At 49.3% G+C, this 20,170-nt stretch carries 8 protein-coding genes and 1 pseudogene; 6 read left to right on the top strand and 3 right to left on the bottom strand.

Annotated features, from left to right (window positions below):
• Positions 1–35 precede the first annotated feature (35 nt).
• Together MKX70_RS28115 and MKX70_RS28110 are read right to left on the bottom strand one after the other, a co-directional pair.
• Entirely contained in the window at positions 36–902 is an 867-nt protein-coding gene (locus MKX70_RS28115; RefSeq protein ID WP_340841321.1) for a GNAT family N-acetyltransferase, read from the bottom strand.
• 65 nt (positions 903–967) lie between these two features.
• A pseudogene (locus MKX70_RS28110) lies at positions 968–1,633 on the bottom strand (Type 1 glutamine amidotransferase-like domain-containing protein).
• Between the two features lie 252 nt (positions 1,634–1,885).
• Between MKX70_RS28110 and MKX70_RS28105 the strand changes: the two are divergent.
• Positions 1,886–2,728 carry a sialate O-acetylesterase gene (locus MKX70_RS28105; RefSeq protein WP_340788486.1) on the top strand — a complete coding sequence of 281 codons (843 nt, stop codon included), beginning with the start codon at positions 1,886–1,888 and terminating at the stop codon, positions 2,726–2,728.
• A complete protein-coding gene (locus MKX70_RS28100) occupies positions 2,725–3,279 on the top strand; it encodes a PadR family transcriptional regulator (RefSeq protein WP_340788484.1) in 555 nt (184 codons plus the stop codon). The genes MKX70_RS28105 and MKX70_RS28100 overlap by 4 nt, the downstream gene beginning before the upstream one ends.
• Before the next feature lie 89 nt (positions 3,280–3,368).
• Here MKX70_RS28100 and MKX70_RS28095 read toward each other — a convergent pair whose 3' ends face one another.
• Positions 3,369–4,880: a stalk domain-containing protein gene (locus MKX70_RS28095; RefSeq protein WP_340841320.1), complete on the bottom strand. Its 1,512-nt coding sequence runs from the start codon at positions 4,878–4,880 to the stop codon at positions 3,369–3,371.
• Between the two features lie 235 nt (positions 4,881–5,115).
• On the opposite strand from MKX70_RS28095, the gene MKX70_RS28090 reads away from it, so the two are divergent.
• From MKX70_RS28090 to MKX70_RS28075, 4 genes are all read left to right on the top strand, one after another.
• On the top strand, positions 5,116–5,739 hold the full coding sequence (locus tag MKX70_RS28090; RefSeq protein ID WP_340841319.1) for a deoxynucleoside kinase: 624 nt from the start codon (positions 5,116–5,118) through the stop codon (positions 5,737–5,739).
• Positions 5,736–6,389, top strand: a complete 654-nt coding sequence (locus tag MKX70_RS28085) for a deoxynucleoside kinase (RefSeq protein ID WP_039303943.1) — start codon at positions 5,736–5,738, stop codon at positions 6,387–6,389. The genes MKX70_RS28090 and MKX70_RS28085 overlap by 4 nt, the downstream gene beginning before the upstream one ends.
• Before the next feature lie 386 nt (positions 6,390–6,775).
• Entirely contained in the window at positions 6,776–12,340 is a 5,565-nt protein-coding gene (locus MKX70_RS28080; RefSeq protein WP_340841318.1) for a hypothetical protein, read from the top strand.
• 24 nt (positions 12,341–12,364) lie between these two features.
• Positions 12,365–20,155, top strand: coding sequence for an S-layer homology domain-containing protein (locus tag MKX70_RS28075; protein ID WP_340841317.1), 7,791 nt, complete (start codon positions 12,365–12,367; stop codon positions 20,153–20,155).
• The last annotated feature ends 15 nt before the right edge of the window (positions 20,156–20,170 follow it).

Below are 20,170 nucleotides of genomic sequence, written 5' to 3'. Positions count from 1 at the left end.
TCTAAGGTAGAAGAAATTCTGTCCGTATCATTCTTCTAATCAAATTTTAACTGAAGCGAATCACAAATTGGCCTATAGCCTATCTTTTGGTAGATGTTATTAGATATGGGATTTGCTAAGTCCGTATATAAAACGCACTTCGTAAATCCTGTATCCAATGCAAGCTGGCTGATTTGAGCCACAATTGAAGTAGCGTAACCCTTTCCACGCTCATATGGAGGGGTATATACAAATGCCACGCCAATAGCCGTCTGCATTACCCTTGTATATCCTGCCATAGAAACGGGTATCCCGTTGTCCTCTAAAATATAGATTTTTTTCGATGCTATCCGGTAGAGGTAAGGGTCTGCATCTTGCGGGATGGACATTTCTGTTTTGCCATAGCTCCCCGCTGCATAAAATGCTTCAGCCCAGTATGGGAAAAAGTGAATATCCTTTTCATCCAGCAATCGAACGATACCAACTTTTTGAATGTCTGGGTTTACTGCCGTAAGTTCATATATACGCTGGCTCATGGTTGTTTTAAAGGTTATTCCCTTGCGCAAGGTATATTCTTTGGCAAAATACTCTGCCAAGGTTTTTTCGGTTGTCACCCCTGGAATTTCCCGGTCTTTCAACCCATCTATCAGACAGTTTATAGCTTCCGGGTTAATTATGTTGTCTGATGCATAAAGCGTAATATTGTGTGGCGGTGTCATTATGGCGGTAAGTTGTATGCCCTTAGCATCCGAAATCGTTGCCATAAGCCAATTTACAGGGTCACGCCAGTCTGTTTTGTCTTTTCCTTCATGCCCAATTATGATATTGCCAAGAGGAATCAAATTTTGTGCTTCATGACGCATCAGTACATCATAGGTATCATTGTAAAACTCATGCACATCCGTATACAACTTGAGTTGCATTGCAATACCACCCTTTCATCTGCTCAATATTTTTCCGGATTTTTCGAACTAACTTAAAACCTTAATTAGAGCGTCTCAACCAATTTCTGAATTTTTGAGCGGGAAATTAAATATACAGGACCCATTATTTCTATATTGCCGTCCTTTACACGTATAGCGCTCTCCTGTTCTGCCGCATAAACATCAATCTCCTCAGACAAGGGGAACAGCTAGCCTTGAACAAAAGTGGCGTAGTTGCGCTGGGAATGAGATTCGTAGGCAAAATGATCAAAGCCAATACCATCATAAATAGTACTTGTTTCAACTTCATCAGTGTTATTCATGCTTAACCATTGTGCAGCCATGTTTAACGCACCGGCGCTGGCACCCATTATAACGGCATTGCTGTTCTTAATAACATCCGATAATTCATATTCCGCCAAAAAATCGTTCTGCAAAACAGGATAACCACCGCATAAAAAAATGACAGAAGCGTTCTGAATGAATCGCCGGGCATCTTCCTTCTGCATGCGGTAATCAATGAAATGATATTCATCAAAAATAAGGTTAGCCTGATAGAGCCATGTCCATTCAGAAATATCATCAAAGTTAATTTGCTCACCTGTATAAACAGACGGATCAGCGCTAATCATAACAAGCGATTGTCTGTCTCCTATATCCTCATGCAAACAATGGACCAGCTTCTCTGGGAAAAAATTATTAAACCAACTGAAATAGTAGTGAGTACTCAAACTTAATTACCTCCATATGTATTATTTACATAAATCCAACTCTAGACTACCATAACATGGAATTGAAGTATTAGGAAAAATTCTGGTATATCCAAGAATAAGCGACTGCATTCAATCACCTATTCCGACCGTTGTTATGAATTATGAGAACACATTTACCCAGCCAGATCCCATTGACTATAGTCTAATCAGACTATACAATACAATTAGTCTAATTAGACTATAATAGTCATGTAATGGAGTGAAGCCTAAATGATAAAGTCATTTTTAATGCTGGGTCAGTCGAATATGGCGGGCCGTGGTTTTTTGCATGAAGTTGATCCTATCTATAATGAAAAAATAAAAATGCTGCGCAATGGACAGTGGCAGATGATGACAGAGCCGATTAATTACGACCGGCCGGTTTCCGGTGTTAGCCTGGCGGCGTCTTTTGCCGATGCCTGGTCGAAAGTAAGTCCCGATGAAGAAATGGGTTTGATTCCTTGTGCGGAAGGCGGCAGTTCCTTGAATGACTGGCATCCGGAAGGCATCCTATTTCAGCATGCGTTATCCGAAGCCCGCTTCGCCCTGCGGTCCAGTCAAATCTGCGGAATCCTGTGGCACCAGGGTGAGAGCGACAGTTACCGTTCGCTGCATGAAACTTATTACGAGAAGTTAACCCTTATCATCGAGACCTTAAGACACGAATTGAATCTTGATGGGGCGCCGTTGATCATAGGCGGACTTGGTGATTTCCTGGGGAAGACCGGTTTTGGACAGCACGCGAAAGAGTACACGCAGGTTAATGAACAATTGCAGCACTTCGCTAACGGACAGCCCAATTGTTATTTTGTAACAGCGGCAAATTTGACCGCGAATCCTGATGGCATTCATATGAACGCGGTTTCGCAACGCATTTTCGGCTACCGCTATTTCGAGGCTTTTTCGAAAAAATGTCATGTTATGGAACCCCTCCCGGGGGAGGAGCAGTCACTGAAAGTAGAGCGCGACTATTCAAAAACTGAGCAGATGTACCTTCATAGTCTGGATTTGGCTTCTGGTAAAATCACATACGCGGAATTCGAGGCGAAGATGGTGAAGGTGATGCAGCCTTGATCCCCTTGCTGATCCTTGGCTTGCTCATCCAAAACCCCGGCGCTCACGGGTACGAACTACTGGCTTTAATGGAAAGACGCCATTACAAATACATTGTAAACTTCACGAAGGGTTCGTTTTATTACAATCTGCAGCAGCTTGAAGAGAAAGGCTGGATTGAACAGATTCTGCAGAATCCTTCAACCAGCGGGCGCGAAAGCCGGAACTTTAACATCACCGGAGCGGGAAGGGCTGAATTCGATAAATTAATGGTCACATACGGCACCAAATCGGAATATGTGAACCTGCAATTTTATGGGGCGCTGCTCTTTGCCGATGAATACGACAAAACCAAATTGCTGGAACTGATTCAATCGCAGATCGATCTGACGATAACCCGAATCTCCCGCCTTGAGGAATACTTGTCTGGCACACAAGAACTTCCCGGCACCATCGATTACTACGGCCGTATGAACGAAAATTCCCGTTCCCATCACTTGGTTAACTTAGCGTGGTTTGAACAATTGAAAGCAGAAATAGGGGGATCTGTTGCAGACAAAAAAGAAAGCTAATCACCTTATGATACATCAAAGCAAACGGGCTATCCTCCAGAAGAACTGAGAGATAGCCCGTTTGCTCTTTTTATCAGGTAAATACCTGTCTATTTCAGACTAATCGCAATTCTGCCCTCCTGCGGCAGCCACTCCACAGTCGCTCCAAGCTGTTCGCTGATGAAGCGCAGCGGCAGATAGACGGCACCATTGACTACAAAAGGCGGATTAAGCAGTGTAATGCTTTTACCATTTACTGTTGTGGCTCCGCTCACGGTATTAATCACAATGGTCAATGGCGATTTGTCTTTCGCGGTGCCGGTAATGGTCGCTATCTTATCCGTAGAATAGCCGACGGTGGCTCCCATCTTGCTGAACAGCGAGCGCAGCGGAATGAAATTCTGCCCGTTCCGGGTAATTACCCCGTTCGTGAAGGCGACAGATTCGCCGTTCAGGGTGACAGAAATCGGTTTTTGCATCGGGACAGGGTTTTTATAGCTGAACTCATAGGTGCCGTACCCGAGCTGAGCATTCTTGTTCACACCCCAGCCCCAGAGGGTGCCGTCTTTCTTTTGCATAATAATATGTCTTCCGCCGCCCTTCATGGACTGAACATCGGAAGTGAGCAGAGTGAACGGAGCGTCCGGGGACATCCGGGTCGTCTCAGTAGAAGCCGCGTATACCTTACCGTCTGAGGTCAAGGCGACAATCGAACGTTCAACGATGTAAGCATCGGTCACCTTGCTGATTCCTGAGAAAAGGACGGGAACGGGTTGATCCGCATAAGTAGTTCCATCTGAATATCCTGTGACCGTTGAGCCCCAGAACCATAAACGGGATTGCCGGTCAATGGCGAGCCGGGTACGTCCGTTGTTGCGCAGAATACTTACGCTGGATAAGGCGGGCATGCGGGTAGCTGTAACCTTAGTAGCATCGCCAAGCGTCTCCGGTTGATAAGAATTCTGGATAGGCCACGTCCAGACGCTTCCGTCCTTGCGGAGAGCGTAATTCTGTTCAAGCTGGGTGATGTCCGTCAGACCAGCTACAGGCGTGAGGGTGGCAAATTCGTCAAAGGTGGTCCATACCGTACCGTCCGTCTTAGTGAAAAGAAAACGCCGCCAATAGCTTTGCCCGTTACTCTCGCTGTAACCAGAGACAGCAGTAACTTGATCTATACCGGGGACTAGTGAAAAAGGAGTCGTCTCCGCACCGTCAGGTGTCGTTACAGCAATAAACACCTTGCCTTCACCGGTGATTGCTACACGGCGGCTCTCCAGGCTTAAGAAGTCCGTCATATTCGTTAATTCCGCGATCGGAGTCACTTCTATTTCCATCGTCCGGGCGTTGGTCTCCCAGTTCCAGACAGAGCCGTCCCTGGCCGTAACCAGCGCGCTGTTCCACAGGGGAAAGGAAGCTTGTACATCACTTAACCCGTGAACCTGCGTAGGGACAGATTTGGTGTCGCCCCAGACCCAGAGGGAACCATCATCCTTAATCAGATCATTGGCTCCATAAGAGGCAATCCCGGAAGCACTTGCGGCTGAGCCAGTCTCAGGATTACCAATGCTCAGAATCGCGGTCAGACCCATGATCAAGCTCACAAGCAGATTCCTTTTTTTCATAACAGCACCCTCTACCCTCAATGTTATTTTTACTGATATAGGTAAATAAAAGTATATATTTCCTTACATATAGACGCTGTATCAGGGCGGAAAGTTTCTTTGAAAATTAACCGTTCATAGCCGTCCCTCCTGTGTTACAATGATTTAGTCTGTTTTTTGTGGAATTTGATTTGTGCACTGAAATTTAATAAGCTGTACCCGGCATTGTCCGTATTTGAGGAGGAAATCAGCGTTAATGAAACATGCACCTTTTATAGCCGTGGAGGGTCCAATTGGAGCCGGTAAAACCACCCTCGCCACGATGCTCGCCAGCGAAATGCACCTTCCGGTCATTAAAGAAATCGTGGATGAAAATCCGTTTCTGGACAAGTTCTATCAGAATATGGACGACTGGAGCTTCCAACTGGAGATGTTTTTCCTGTGCAACCGGTTTAAGCAGCTTGAAGACACTACGACCCAGTACATAGATAAAGGTAAGCCGGTCATTTCGGATTATCATATTTATAAGAATCTGATCTTCGGGGAACGGACATTGAAGGGATCGAAACGGGACAAATACCGGGAGATCTATCATATTCTGACTGATGATTTTCCGAAGCCGGATATCATCTTCTATATTCGCGCCAATCTGGACACGCTGCTGGCCAGAATTGCCAAACGCGCCCGTACGTTCGAAGAGATCATTGCGCCTGCTTATCTGCAGCAGTTGATTGAGGATTATGACGATGCGATGGCTTCACTGGCCCGCCGCGAACCCTCTACGGTCATTATTACCATCGATGGCAACAAGGTCGACTTTGTAGAGAACCCGGAAGACTTCGCCGCAATCGCAGAACAATTAAAGGAGCTTATGAAATGAACTCATACAACATCCCGGACAATGCAATTATCACGGTAGCCGGTACGGTGGGCGTCGGCAAATCGACCCTGACCGCAGCACTGGCGGAACGCCTGCAGTTCCAGACGTCACTTGAGCAGGTAGATCATAATCCGTATCTGGAGAAGTTCTACCATGACTTTGAGCGGTGGAGCTTCCACCTGCAGATTTATTTCCTCGCAGAGCGCTTCAAGGAACAGAAGAAGATGTTCGAGCTGGGCGGAGGGTTCGTGCAGGACCGTTCGATTTACGAGGACACTGGGATTTTTGCCAAAATGCATGCCGATCAGGGCACGATGTCAAAAACCGACTATGAAACGTACACCAGCCTGTACGAGGCGATGGTGATGACTCCGTATTTCCCGCATCCTGACGTGCTGATCTACATTGAAGGCAGCCTGCCTTCGATTCTGACCCGGATCAATGAGCGCGGGCGCGAGATGGAGATTCAGACCGATGTCTCCTACTGGGAGCATATGCATGGCCGGTATTCCCAGTGGATTAACGAATTCAGCGCCTGCCCGGTGCTGCGACTGAACATTGACGAATATGATGTGAAGGATGCTGCCTCCATGGCGAATATCCTGCATAAGGTAGGCGCGGCAATTGGCCGGGCTCCGGTGGGGAAGTAAGGATTTTATTTTAGCGGAATGGTTTGTGAGATCGATAAGAATAGGGATGTTAAGAAGCGGCACCAGTTCATCTGGGTGCTGCTTTTTTTGTGTTTTTAGACATTTTTTTTGAAGTGAACGCGACTTTTTTCATATTTTCGGGACATTTACCCTATTCAGGACCATTTGAAACGACTTTTGTCGAGAATTGTTAAGAGTTTGTTTAGAGCGGCCTGATAGAATGGATCGCAGATATGATAATTGCAGTAATTAGAATTTAATTGTTTTTGGTCCGCGGGAAGGCAAGCGAAAGGAGAATGCGGGAGCTAAGGGAGCTAATAGAAGCTGCAGCGAATCTTGCTACACGCCGGACAGGAAATGATGAACGAATAAGGGGGAGCATCACATTGTTTATAAGCAGGAGATTGAAGAAATATACCTCGCTAAGTTTGATTCTCAGCATGTTGTTGTCGTTAATACCCGGTTCCTTTAGCGGCTTGGCAGAAGCTGCGGGTGATGATTTTGAGGTAACGTTTAAGAACGGAGCGCATGTGGGGAATCTGAGCTACCCTGCAGAGAACGCCTTTGGTAACTTTTACAACAATATGGAAGCAGGTTTCGCCCAGACTGAGACGGACAAAGATGCCAGAATGGATTGGGCAACCGGTGATATCTATGCCGGTCTCGATGATAACGAAGCAACGGTCACGTTCGAGGTTGACGTAGCCAAAAATCCGTTATTGAAGGCCATGGCGGAGAGCGGACAAGCACAGATGATTACAGGTTTTGCGGTTCTGCGGCGTCACTCCGGGTTCCTGTGGACACGTCATTCGGCAATTACGGTGACCATCGACGGAAGGGATATTATCAAAGAAAGAACCGGCAGTAGTCAGAAATATAACAAAACGGCTACAGCCCGTATTACACCTACCTCCAAAATTAGAGTATGGGTGTATGGTGAAGGCGATGACGACGGTGAAGCAGCGGGTGTACGCGGATTCTACCTCAAGTTCCAGGACCTCAAGCGTCCGGTGATCGACAACTATACCTTCACCGGCAACGGTGCTGAACGGCTGAACGAGAATATTAACCAGCAAGAGCTGTATGTCAAAAGAGATGAGAACATCACGCTCAGCTACAATTTCAGCGAGCCGGTCAGACCGACTTCGGTGGTGAAGGCAAACTCGGATTATTTCCTGCGGCACAAGCTGTTCATTAATGATCCGGACACCGGACTTCCGGCAGCCGGACAACAGCAGTATCTGCAGAATACAAGCTTTAATGAGAACAACCTGGATTCATACCAGAAGAAAATATCCTATAGATATACGGGAGTTCCTTTTCATAACAGCAGCAATCTTCCCCTGAGACCGCTAATTACCGGGGGAACCACCGGCGGAGCACCGATGGATCTGTCGCTGGATAATAAATTGAAAGAAGCCGTGCTCAGTGATGCGGCAGGGAATAAAGCAGTTGTCAATCTCAACACTGTACCGAGCAGCGGCAGCAATGCCTGGCTGAATAATAAAAGCGGGAACCCGTTTGATTTCGATCGGGGCGGCTTCCGCGTCATCGTGGATGCGGTGCGTCCGAAGTATTCCAAGACTGCTAACGGCATTCAACCGGAGATTCTGACCGGTGTGACGCTGAATAAGGGAGATGTTATTGACTTCACCCTGCAGATGACGGAAGAGGCAATTGCCAAAACCGGCTGGGATGAGAAGAAAACCTTTATTCTTTTCAATAACGGAATGAAAGCCTATTATGTTGCAGGCAAGAATACAAGAAATTGGACCTTCCGCATGACAGTACCAGGCGGACTAACCGTGGAAACACCGTTGCTCAAGGCCGTTGCCGTATCTAATGATGCCAAGGGCGGCAGCTTGCCTATTAATATGGATACGGATGTTATCCAGGATTACGCAGGCAACCTGATGATTCAGCCCGCTAACTTTGATGGGATACATGAAGAGAAAATTGATCCTTACGGCAGCGACTTCTCGCTCGCCAACTCTAAGATTGACTGGGCGAACCTGTTCATCGACAATACGAAGCCGGTTATCGGGTACCGGTTCGAGGCAGGCGGTGCGAGTGATACGGCCTATTCGAAAAAAGGTAAGGTAACGATAGATGCCAATGATCCTTCGATTAAAGTACCCCACTTTGATCCGACTGAAGCAGACCGTGGTGCAGAGCGGCCGAGCCGCGGAATCTACCGGCCTTCCAATATGAGTGCGGAAGCATCGCCTTCCGTTGGACTTGTCTACTACTGGTGGAGTCAGGATAAAGCGGATCCGTTTGCTTCTGTATCCGGAGACAATAACGCGGCACTCAAACGTTACGCGCTCTCCGCCAAACAACCGTCGGAAGAGCTGTATCCTGGAGAATTCCAGAATGTACAGCTGTCTGTAGTGAATAACAAGACCAACCTGCTCTCTCCTCCGCCTGAAGCGTTCGAGGAAGGAAACAGCGGGGTATGGTATCTGCACACTTGGACAGCGGATATGACCTGGGATTCGGCCAGAGAACTGATGCAGTACGAGAAGAAAAAAGCTTATGTAGCTAGCCATCAGGCGCAGTATGACGCTTGGATCGCAGAAGCACCGGGTTCAAAGGCAGATAAAATTTTCTATGCTGACAATCAGGCACTGGCCGCTGTTGGACAATACGGCGACCTGAGTGTCTGGAAGGTTGACGATTTCAAACAGGATGATTCCAACTGGACGCATGAAGTAGGGATCCTGAAGCTGGACAACCAGGGACCTGCCATTACAATGGCCGCCGAGGACACCACCACTGTACAAGCTCTTGTGAAGGACCCGCATAGTGGCGTCAAGAGCGTGCAGTATCAATGGGTGAAGGACGGGGATTCACCGCAGGACATCAAATGGGCAGCTACTCCCTACTCCGGTACAACTGTAACCCGGTCTACCTATGAGGATATTGATGAGGATGGCGCTTACTGGCTCTATTTGAAGGCACTCGATAATGCGGGCAACGAAACGGTCAAGACACCGCAGGAAAAGGCGGTTGTTGTGAGTTCAGAGGCTACGATTCCGACGCAGTTCACACCGGAAGCGAATCCTGAGTATGTTCAAAGTCATGATGTCATGTTCCAGATCAGCGGAGTGACACCGGATTATGTGGGCTATGCCATCAGCAGCAGCTCCATTCATCCTGACTCCGACAATGAATATACAGGCCTTGAAGCAACTAAGGATCTGATACAACCTCTGTCCGTGGACAATTCCTTTGACAGCAGGGAAGAGACTACCCAGCCTGAGGCTCCAGTAGAGCCGAATGCTCAGGCAGAACCGGAAGTTACGGCAAACATCGGACCGGTGGCAATCCTTAAGCTCTTGTCCGCAGGACCGGTTCAGTCTGAACTGACCCCACTGGCGGCTGAAGAGACTCCGGCACCAGGTGCTGAGCCGGAAGCTACACCTGCTGCTTCAGCAGGTGCCATTGAACCGGCAGGAGAAGCCGCAGCGGAGCCGGCAGAAGATAACACGGATTCCAAGCTGGCAGCGATGGGACTTCATGCTTCTGTAAGTGAAGCCACCTATAGCTATGTCATTCCTGCTAAATCTGAATTGAACGGAACGCAATACATTCATCTTATGGTGAAGCACAGCGACAGAACGTATTACTATTCGAAAGCTTATTATTTTGACAATGAAGCACCGGTGGTTACCTTAAGCCCTAACGCTATTGCTTATCCGCTTCCGGAACAGAAGACGCGGGTAAACGTGTCAGAATTCTATAGCAAAACAGGACTTGTCAGCAAATATCAATGGGTAAAACAAGATGCAGATGCAATAGTGCCTACAGAGTCCTCTGCAGACTGGCTGAACGTCCCAGCAGGCGGATCGGTATCTATTGACGACAAAACGTTGAAGGCAGGAGAACTTGCTGATTACAAAATCTATGTACTCGCGGTTGACGGGGCAGGCAACAGCTCTGTGACGGCAAGCACGGGGACCTTCAAAGTTTCAGCCTCTTCAAAATCGGATACGCCGCCGGCTGAAGCAGACTCTTCTCTCATCTATCTGTCCGGTGATGCGAAGGATGGCTACACAGCGATTGTGAAGCTGAGCCTCGAGACAGAGGACAAAGCGGGTTATGAATATTCGGTATCACCTGATAACGGTGCAAGCTGGATCAACTGGAAGCCTTATACCAACTTCGTAGCCGTGAAGGTTCCGACTGGTGATCCGACAGAGCTGCAGGTATGGGTCAAGTACAGAACACCGGGCGGGTTGATCAGTGAAGCGGCCAAGCTTGATATCGAAGGCGCTTCTACAACCGAACAGCCAGTCTATGCGCTTGCAACGCTCAGCGTGAACAGTCCGGTAAATGCCACGGTTGGTGCAGATATTGAGATCACGCTTCCGCCGGGTATCCGTGTGATGCCTTCGAAGATTAATCCATCGGCGCCTGTGCGGACCGGGAATGCATTCAAGATCTATGAGAATGGCTACTACAGCTTCGATCTGACCGATCTCGGTGATCCGGACCGTACAGATACATTGTATCTGGTCGTGAAGAATATTGATGGAACCAAACCGGAAGGAACGGTTGAATACTCGAACATGGTAAGTACGAATGGCAATGTGGTCGCCTATCTTCAGAGCACCTCTGAGCCGGTAACGATTACGAACAATGGCGGCAAAAATGCCTACACCTTCAAGGAAAATGGCACCTTCGTCTTTGAGATTAAGGACGCGGCCGGGAATACAAATACCGTCGAAGCCACGGTAAAGAACATTAACAAAGAAGCTCCGAAGGTGAAAGTGGTCCGTTCCTACCAATATGGCCTGAACGGCAGCAGCACCTTCAATACCGTGAAGGATAATAACGGCAATGTACTATTCTCCACCGGCACTACAGTAACGGTTGAGAAGGCAGATGCCTCGGCTAAAGCTATTAACATTATCAGTCAGGCCAAGAGCATTACACTGACTGAGAATGGAACAGCCTCCTTCACAGTTGTAGATGAGTACGGCAATACGACAGTCATTAAAGAGAAGGTTACGAATATTCTCTCCGCACCGCCTGAAGCTGAGAAGATTGCCTACACCTTTGTAGATGCGGAAGGCAAAGCTGTTCCAGCCGATCAGATTGTTACGATCGGCGGACAGAAATATGCCAAGGGTAAAGTGAAGGTTACGATTAGCGGCAGCGTCACAGCACCGAATAAAATGTTCTTCGGAGTAAGACCTATTGGGGGCGGAGCAGCTTATTCGAATCAGATCAGTAAAGCTGATGGAACGTTCAGCTACTCACGTACCTTCGAGAGCAGCGGGTCAGCGGTAGTCGCCATCTCGGATCTTCTGGGCAATGTGAACAAGGTTCCGGTTACGATAGCGGGTCTTGATAACACACCGCCTGAGCTGACACTGAATAACGAAACAGCAGGTATTGTCCAGAACAAGAAAGACTTTAACTTCCGCGCAGATCTCGGCGGCTTCACAGTTTCCGATAATGTATCGGAAGCAGCAGGCGTGAAGGTGTCAATCAGTGGGCTGGATCTCAGCAAGCTTGGACGCCAGCGTGTAGCATATACGGCGGTTGACCAGGTAGGGAATGAGACGGTTGTGTATCAGGATGTGGTGGTCGTGAAGGATGGCGGACTGCTGATCTTCGGTAACGATACCTTAATCTCGGCATCCTCCGGAGAGTCTGCACTGTTCAATACCAATACACTTACCTTTAAGGTATCAGGCTACAACCTTATGAAGGTAGCCGGAGTAGACAAGGTCAATCAGGCAGGAACATTTGATATTCTGTATTACCCTGGTTTGTACCGCGAAGGACAGCTGAAGCTGGTGAAGCAGAAGCTGACTTATGATGAACTCGTGAGCAGTCAATTTAAAGTCACCTTCCCGAAAACAGGCTGGTACACGATTGTCGTGAGAACACAGGAGCGGGACCGCGAGTTTGCCACCTTCTTTATTGGCAACATGAAATAAATGAAAGATAAACAGGGGGAATACATGGTGAAGCTGCTCAAACGCGCTACCGCGCTCATGCTCACAATAATCATGGTATTTCTGTCCACCTCCGAGAGCTTTCATGCGCTTGTGGAGGCGGCCAGCAGTACAAAGACAACTGTTGTAGAGAATAACTTTATTAAGGTTACTGTGGATAATGAAACCGGACGCTACGGGATTCGGACCCTGGATGGCCAGCCCATCCGCAAGAATGACAACAACGTAAACTTGCTGTTCCAGGGAGATGATCCGGAAACGTCGTTCACGACGTTCCGGATTGACGGAACTGATTATATTTACGGGAATAAGTACAAGTTTGACAACAGTCATTATTCAGAGACTACTACACCCAAGGTGGTAGAGAATTCGAATGGCACGAAGCAGCTGGAGATGATCTGGAGGATTAAAGGCGTAGAGATTAAGCAGATTCTGATGCTCTACACCGACAGCAAGGATGCTGTAAACTCCGGAAATGTCAACATCCGCTATGAAGTGAATAACCGGAGCAATGCGCAGGTTCAGATCGGAAGCCGGATCCTGCTGGATACGATGGTCGGCGGAAACGACGGGCCGCAGTTCCAGATTGGAACAGCCTACAAGTCACCGCTGCAGGTAGAGCGGAAGCTGGTGCATAATCCGGAGGATAATGCCGGAATCCCTGAAGAGGACAGAGCATACTTCAAGATTCCTTCTTACTGGGTAATGCGCGACAAGCTGGATTTGACTAATCCTCAGGCAACCAATGTCGTTGCCTATGGCTTCAATAACTTTGCCGAACAGAACATTAATATTGTGGATGAAATGATTGTCGGGCACTGGAACGGCCTGGCGAATACGAAATGGGATTATGAAGTGCATCCCAACCTGGACTTCACCAGAGACACCAATGATTACGGCACGGCGGACTCCGCCGTTGCCTTCTATTGGACACCGGAGAAGCTGGCAGCCGGAGGCTTCCAGAGCTTCGAGACTGTCTATGGGCTTGGAGAAATTTCCGCTCCGGATAAAGTGTTCTCGATCCGCTATGTGGATCAGGTTCAACAGCTGGCTACGGCTGATCTGGGAGAAGGAGAGACGGTTCCTTCGAAGTACAAGGACAACGGAGTCTTCACGATCACAGCCGAGGTTGAGAATCTGCAGGCCTACAATATGGAGCACTCCAAGATCGAAGTGGAGATGACGCTGGAGAGCGGCCTCAGCTTTGTCAGGCAGGATGAGAGCGGCAAAGACGTCATGGACGCAAGTGGCAATCCTGTCTTGGAGAATGGCCGCAGCAAAATGCTGGAATTCAAAAAGTCAGCCTCTCCAGAGGAAGCTGCACTGGGAATTGAGCCGAAGTACAAGCCGGGTGATGCTATCACTGCGACTTTCCGTGTTCAGGCTAAAGGCAGACCTTGGCCGGTAACGCGGGATTACATGATTTCCGCGAGAAGCCCGGAAACGCAGGGCAAGATTGAGGGCATCGAGGATGAAGGCATCAAAGCCCAGTATGAGTCGAACCGTACAAACTTCATTCTGCTGCCGCCGGTAGGCGAAGCAACGGCTACGTATTCATACGCTCTGTCACCGGCAGAGCTGTATAGCTCAGATGTGAAATATCTGACTGTGAATCTGTCGAACATTGAAGCCTATAATACGGGCAATGCAACCACAGCACCGAACTTTGACCTGTACCTCAAGGATCTGGTCTCCGGAAGCCGGTACAAGGTGAATGTGCAGGATGCAGTGGTTATGCAGCCTACAGACGATGGTTTCTCCGGTGCCATGCGGATTACTTACCGCGGCGGGGAACGGGTTGATGAAGGCGGCAATGTGCTGGAATCCGGACTGGGACCTGAGCTGCCGCTTGGTGAATACGCAGTTGAGATCGACTATAAAGGCGATGCCGGAGGCGACGAGGAAGTAGCAGCTCTTTACGATATTACTACCCCGCAATCCTTCCTGGTTACAGATAATGATGAGACGCGGATCCGTGAAGCGGGCATTATGGTCGTTTACAGGGAATCTGTGGATATCAGCGGCCTGGCAAACGGGTCATCTGTAGAGGGTGAATTACTGGATCAGCTGAATTCGCTGTTCCCGGGTGAGCCGTTTGAAGATGGGGCTTTCCTGTATTCCGCTGTTACCGATTATAAAAAAACCAAAGCATTGTTCGGAGCAGCGAGCAAGGCGGTAGATCCTGAATTTGATATCAGTGAATTCATGGATGATGATGCGCTTGCCGAGACTCCGATGTATGCTTATAAATTGTTTGCAACGGAAGAAGACTTTGAAGCCTTCAAGGAAGAAGTGGAGGCGGAAGAACCGGAATTCGATCGTGAGATTCTAGTTACGATCCGAGGCATGATTAAGCAGGTAGGTTCGAATAAGGACGAACAGGTCATTGTCGATACCAAAACTGAACCGGCAATTATCAATGATGCCGTAGCATATACAGGCAAGGACCTGGCTTTTGTACGCGGCAAGCTGGATATCTTCGGGAACTCCCTGCCGGATGATGTCCCATTCCTGGATACCTTGTTCATTAAAGGTGATGGAACACTAAGCGTAGCTAGCAGCGGCTTTGTCTTCCATAAGGGAGAATGGACGCTTGATTTCTTCAACGGCTTCTCCAAATCCCTTGGAGATGAGAATTACAATCCGTCCAAGGTGGAAACACCGGAGGATGATGAAGAAGAGGAAGAAGAGGAAGAGGGCAATGAAGGCAACCCGGAAGATGACAGCCTTAACGGCAGTCTGAAATGGGCCATTGGCGGCGTGGGCGACAGACTGAACCCGCTGCGCCAGGTCATGATTGGGGATGTGTACTTCAATAAACAGTCACTGTTTGGAGCACCAAGCTTCGCTATTGATGGCTTTGGCTTCTCCTTCAATGATTTCATCCTCAGAGAGAGCGGGATTTCCTTCGGCGGCTCATTGTCCCTGAAGATAATAAACGCAGAAATTAAGAATGTAATATTCAACAGCGCCGGCTTCTATGGCGTAGATGCTTCACTCGGCTTCGATCTAAACGAGGAGATGGGCTTGTTCGGACCGGAAAAAGAGAAGAACGCGGATGAAGAAGAAGGACCAGATGCACCTAGTGGTGAGGTTACAATTAAACATGCTGTGCAGGATGGTGGTGTAGGCAATGAGTATGGATTGCAATTCGCCGCACAGCTGAAGAATATGCTGGGTGTGGAGATTGAATTCTCACTCAAAAAGGTAAAAGACGGCCGGATCCTTCCGGATGTCATCGCCTTCGGAGCAGAATTACCTTCACCAGGTATCATTGTTACGGGTGCGACTTATCTGACTGCTGTACGCGGAGCTGTAAGAGAGTTGGCCGATACCATCGCTGGTGGAACAGATCAGGATCCGTTTCCGCTGACCATTGAAGCAGGCGTAGGCCTCCGGTTCGGAATAGCCCCGGCGTACTTCTTCGGGGATGTGGATCTGACGGTGAAGCGCACTGGCCTCAAGATCGAAGGCAAGCTGGATTTCTCCGCAGATGCGGAAGCGGAGGAAGACGATCGGCTCCCGATGCTCACCAAAGCACTGCTTGAAGCGCAATGGGTGACTCCATGGTTCGTGCGCGTAGAAGCGGCAATGGATATTGGCGGCTGGGATATCATCATCGGTAAGGCGGGGATCTTCGTCGGACAGAATCTGGAGAAGAACCGCACTGACTTTGAAGGCTATATCGGCTCCAAAGTACAGATCCCGAATAGTGTACCGGTTGTCGGTGGAATGCCGCTGTCCAGTATGTTCCTCGGGGTCAACAATGATAAGGTATGGGGCAGTATCGGCATTCTCTTCATCTCGCTGGGTATTACCTACTACTGGAGCGGGGGCATAGAGTTCGGTACATCAAGCGATCAGCTGCCGGATGGTATGATTCAGCTCGTAGTGGATGATCCCGATAATGGACCGCGCCTGATGGTTATTGGTGAAGGTGTAGAGACTCTTGCCACTTCGGCCGCCCCTGCTGCTGAGGAAGAGAATCAGGAGATTATCTACCGTGAAGTAGCAGAAGGTGTGAAAATTGTTGAGAATGGATCGGTTAATGTCGGCGTAGGCGGCATTACGGTCAAGAACGGCGGCAGAATCCATGAGATTCCTATGGGGGCTGCAACCGGTAATGCCATTATCGAAATGGAATACAGCAGTAAGGATATGCCGGAATTTAAGCTGCAGGACGCAGCGGGCAAGGATTATCCGGTGATATTCGAAACCTTTGCGAATCCGGACAAGCCTAATCCTAAAGCTAATGCTTTTACACAATATATTCCTGCAAGTGATGTATCACCGGATCCATCCAAGCTTAATGCTGAAGTGGACATCCGCAGAGCTTACATTATTATCCCTGAGAATGAAGCTAAGAAAGGCGGAACCTGGACGCTTACTGCAGTCTCGGCAGTAGAAACCAAGCTGATGAATGTTCCAACCCTGCCTCAGCTCAGCGAAGTAAATCTCGCGAAGGATAGCTCGAATGTCAATAAATTTACGGCATCCTGGAAAGTAGCCAACGCAGCAGAAGGAGATACAGTGAATCTGTACCTGGCTGAAGATGCGGTAACCACTGAAAAGACTATCGTGGAAGGGCAAGAGGTGCTGTCACCGGGAGATCCAGGGATGCTGATTGCCAAAGATGTGCCGGTTGGTGCAGGCGGCTCTGTCAGTGGTGGCATAACCAGCGGCAGTACAGTAATTGATGTAACGAATGTAACGCTGATGGGCAATCCCGAGGATATCCGCGGGCTGCTCAGACAAGGCAACTACTATCTGCGGGCCGAGCTGAAATCCAGTGCAACCTTCGGCACCAAGACTTCACCGCAGCGATTCGAGCTCATTGATCCGCTTGCACCGCAGGTTGTTAGCAGCGTCTCTGTTGTACCTGCCGGTAACGGACTGTTCTCACTCTCCTTCAAGCCGGGAGCCAAAAAAGCGGGACATAACGCTTACGAGCATAGCTTCGTCATTGATGCACAGGCCCAAGTGAACGGCAAGCTGGAGTCTTATTCTCCATTTGGCGAAATTTTGTACACCGAAGAAGAACTTCAGCCTTACTGGAATGCAGCAACTGGTAAATATGAAGGTATTCTGATCGGAGGATGGAAGGCCCTGTCCACTTCGGATGAAGTGAATACGACCAGCCTTGAAGGAACGGTTACGGATGTGACCAAGGTGAAGTATACCGGTCTGGAGGTTGGAACGGAGTATGTTATCGGTGTCACTGCCGCAACGGTTCCAACTGAAGATGCGGACAAGAATCAGAACTATCACTATGCCGAGCACCAGAACAGCAGCAAGAAGCTGCTGCCGGTTCCAAGCCTGCCGAAGCTTACTATGGCAAGCGGATCTGGTACCGTGCAGGATACGGGAAATTACATTAACCTGCTGACCAGTGAAACGAAGCAGAAGCTGACGCTCACTTCAGACCAGTCCAATGTGACGGTGGAGGTCTTTAATGCTGAGAAGTCCATCGGGTCGGTAGCTTTAACGAACAAGGCTGGGGGCGGAAGCCAAGGCGTCCTGAATCTCGACCAGTTCCAGACAGACGGACCGTTTGCTCTTGAACTGAGAGCCAGAAACATGACGACCAAGGATATCTCGGTCACTATGCTGTATATGACTGTAGATACGATCGCTCCGGTCCTGTATCTTGATCAGCCGGTAACGGGTGAACGTACCGCAAACGGCGCTGTTCATGTAGCAGGAACTACAACCACAGGAACTGTGCTGACAGCGAAATATACAGTGAACCAATTGCAGCCGGATGGCAAATACAAGGAAGTGGAGATTCCTACTACCCTTAAGGTGGACCCGCTGACGGGGGACTTTAATGGAACTGTGGAGATCAAATCCGATGAGCCTTCCGTGGCACTTAACATTGTTGCCTCCGATGAGGCAAAGAATCTGAACACAGCGGTTGTGGATATTACTAACGCTGGTTACAAGGTTCCTGTAGCACTGGTTTTGAAGGGAATGGAAAAGGACCTGGAGCCAGGGCAAACAGGCAAAGTTCAGGCGTATCTCAAGGTCTCGGATGGACAGGACGAGAATACCGGCAAGCCGAAATTCAAGGATGAGCCAATTGCAGATAAGGATCTGCAGAATCTGACTTATACAGTTACTGTAGGCGATGCGGTGTCCTTGTCGGCAGATGGCAGTGTTACGGCGCTTGCCACAGGCTCCAGCTTAATTGAAGCAGCGTATAAGGTGTCCGAGGGTGTAACGCTCAAAGGCATGGTTGCGGCAACAGTAGCCGTACCGAAACCAGAGAAGCTTGGTGCAATTCAAGCCAGCACTACTTATGTTTATGCAGACAGCAGCCGCACCAAGATCACCATTACTTCCTCCGGGGATATGACCGGACAGCAGATTGCGTACAAGGTTTATCGTTCCGGCGCTGTGCTTCCGGCCTTCGATGATAATGTCAGCTCTTGGCCGCTCCTTCCGCTGGACGGCATAATCAGCGCTTCTTATGGTGATGTAATCGTGCTCGCTAAGCGGACATCTACCGATAAGCTGGTTAAGGCAGCGGGTCAAGTTACAGCAACTGTATGGTCCAGCAGCGGTGCTGGAACAGGCGGTGGCGGTGGCGGCGGTGGTGGCGGAGCTGCCACACCAGGCGTAGTGGAAGAGCAAGCACCAGATACAGCCGCACAAGTAACTGTCAACGGACAGCCGGTTGTCACTGAATGGAATGGGCTTACAGCTGTAATCCGGATTACGGATAAAGAGGCCGCAGCGGGCAGCGATCTCACGGTTAGTTCCGCAGATCCGGCTGCTCGTGCATTCAGTATCCATGTGGATCAGAATGTGGTGAAGCAGTCCGTTGCAGCGAAGAAGAAAGTGACTATCGAGGTTCCTATGGGCCGGTTGGTTCTTGAACCTGAGAATCTTACCGCTGTGAATGGTGAGCTTGTGGTGGGCATTGGCCGCAGCAGCACTGCAGATCAGCAGGACATGAAGACAATAGCCGATCAGCAGGGCTTCACGCTTATGGCCGCAGGACAGGGTGTTACGGTAACGGCTAACCTGCCAGCAGGCAGCTGGACACCGGCACTTGCAGCCAAGATCGCCATTCCTTCGCCGGTTGCAGCAAACGAAATTACAGCAATCGTGCTGAAGGATGCAGCCGGTAACTGGACTACTGTGCCATGGAAGCTGGACAGCAGCGGTACGGCAGTGAACGTACAGTTGACCGGAGAAGGCAGCCTCTACTTCATCCGGAATCAGAAGAACTTCAAGGATATGCCTGCAGGCTGGGGCAAGGACGGAATTACAGCAGCCTCCGCCAAGCTGTTCGTATTAGGCAAATCTGCAGATACCTTTGATCCGACCGGCAAAGTGACCCGAGCAGAGTATCCAACGATTCTGCTGCGCGTCGCAGGTCTGATGAACAAGCAGGCACCTGCTGCAGGCTTCAGTGATGTCGGCAGCAGCAGCTGGTATAACCGCAGCGTGTCCATTGCTGCACAGCTGGGTATTGTCACCGGACTTGAAGGCGGCAAGTATGCGCCTCAGGATACGCTGACACGAATGGAAGCCATGACGATGCTGGGCAGACTGCTCACTCTTGTCAGCCCAGGCAGTGAGATCAGCGAAGCAGAAGTAACAGCAATTCTGGCTGGTTTCACCGATAAAGATAAAGTTCCCGCATGGGCAAGACAAGCAGTAGCAATGAGCATCAAGAACGGCGTTATCCTTGGGGAAGGCAACAAGGTGAATCCGTCCAGTCCGCTTACGCGTGAACAGGCGGCAGCCATTGCTATCAGACTTGATCAATTGATTACAGCCAAGCAATAACAAGAATGTGCCCGT

The sequence above is a fragment of the Paenibacillus sp. FSL R7-0312 genome, from assembly GCF_038004445.1.
In the GTDB taxonomy this organism is placed as follows: Bacteria; Bacillota; Bacilli; order Paenibacillales; family Paenibacillaceae; genus Paenibacillus_AQ.
This window is presented reverse-complemented; position numbering and strand designations above follow the sequence as displayed.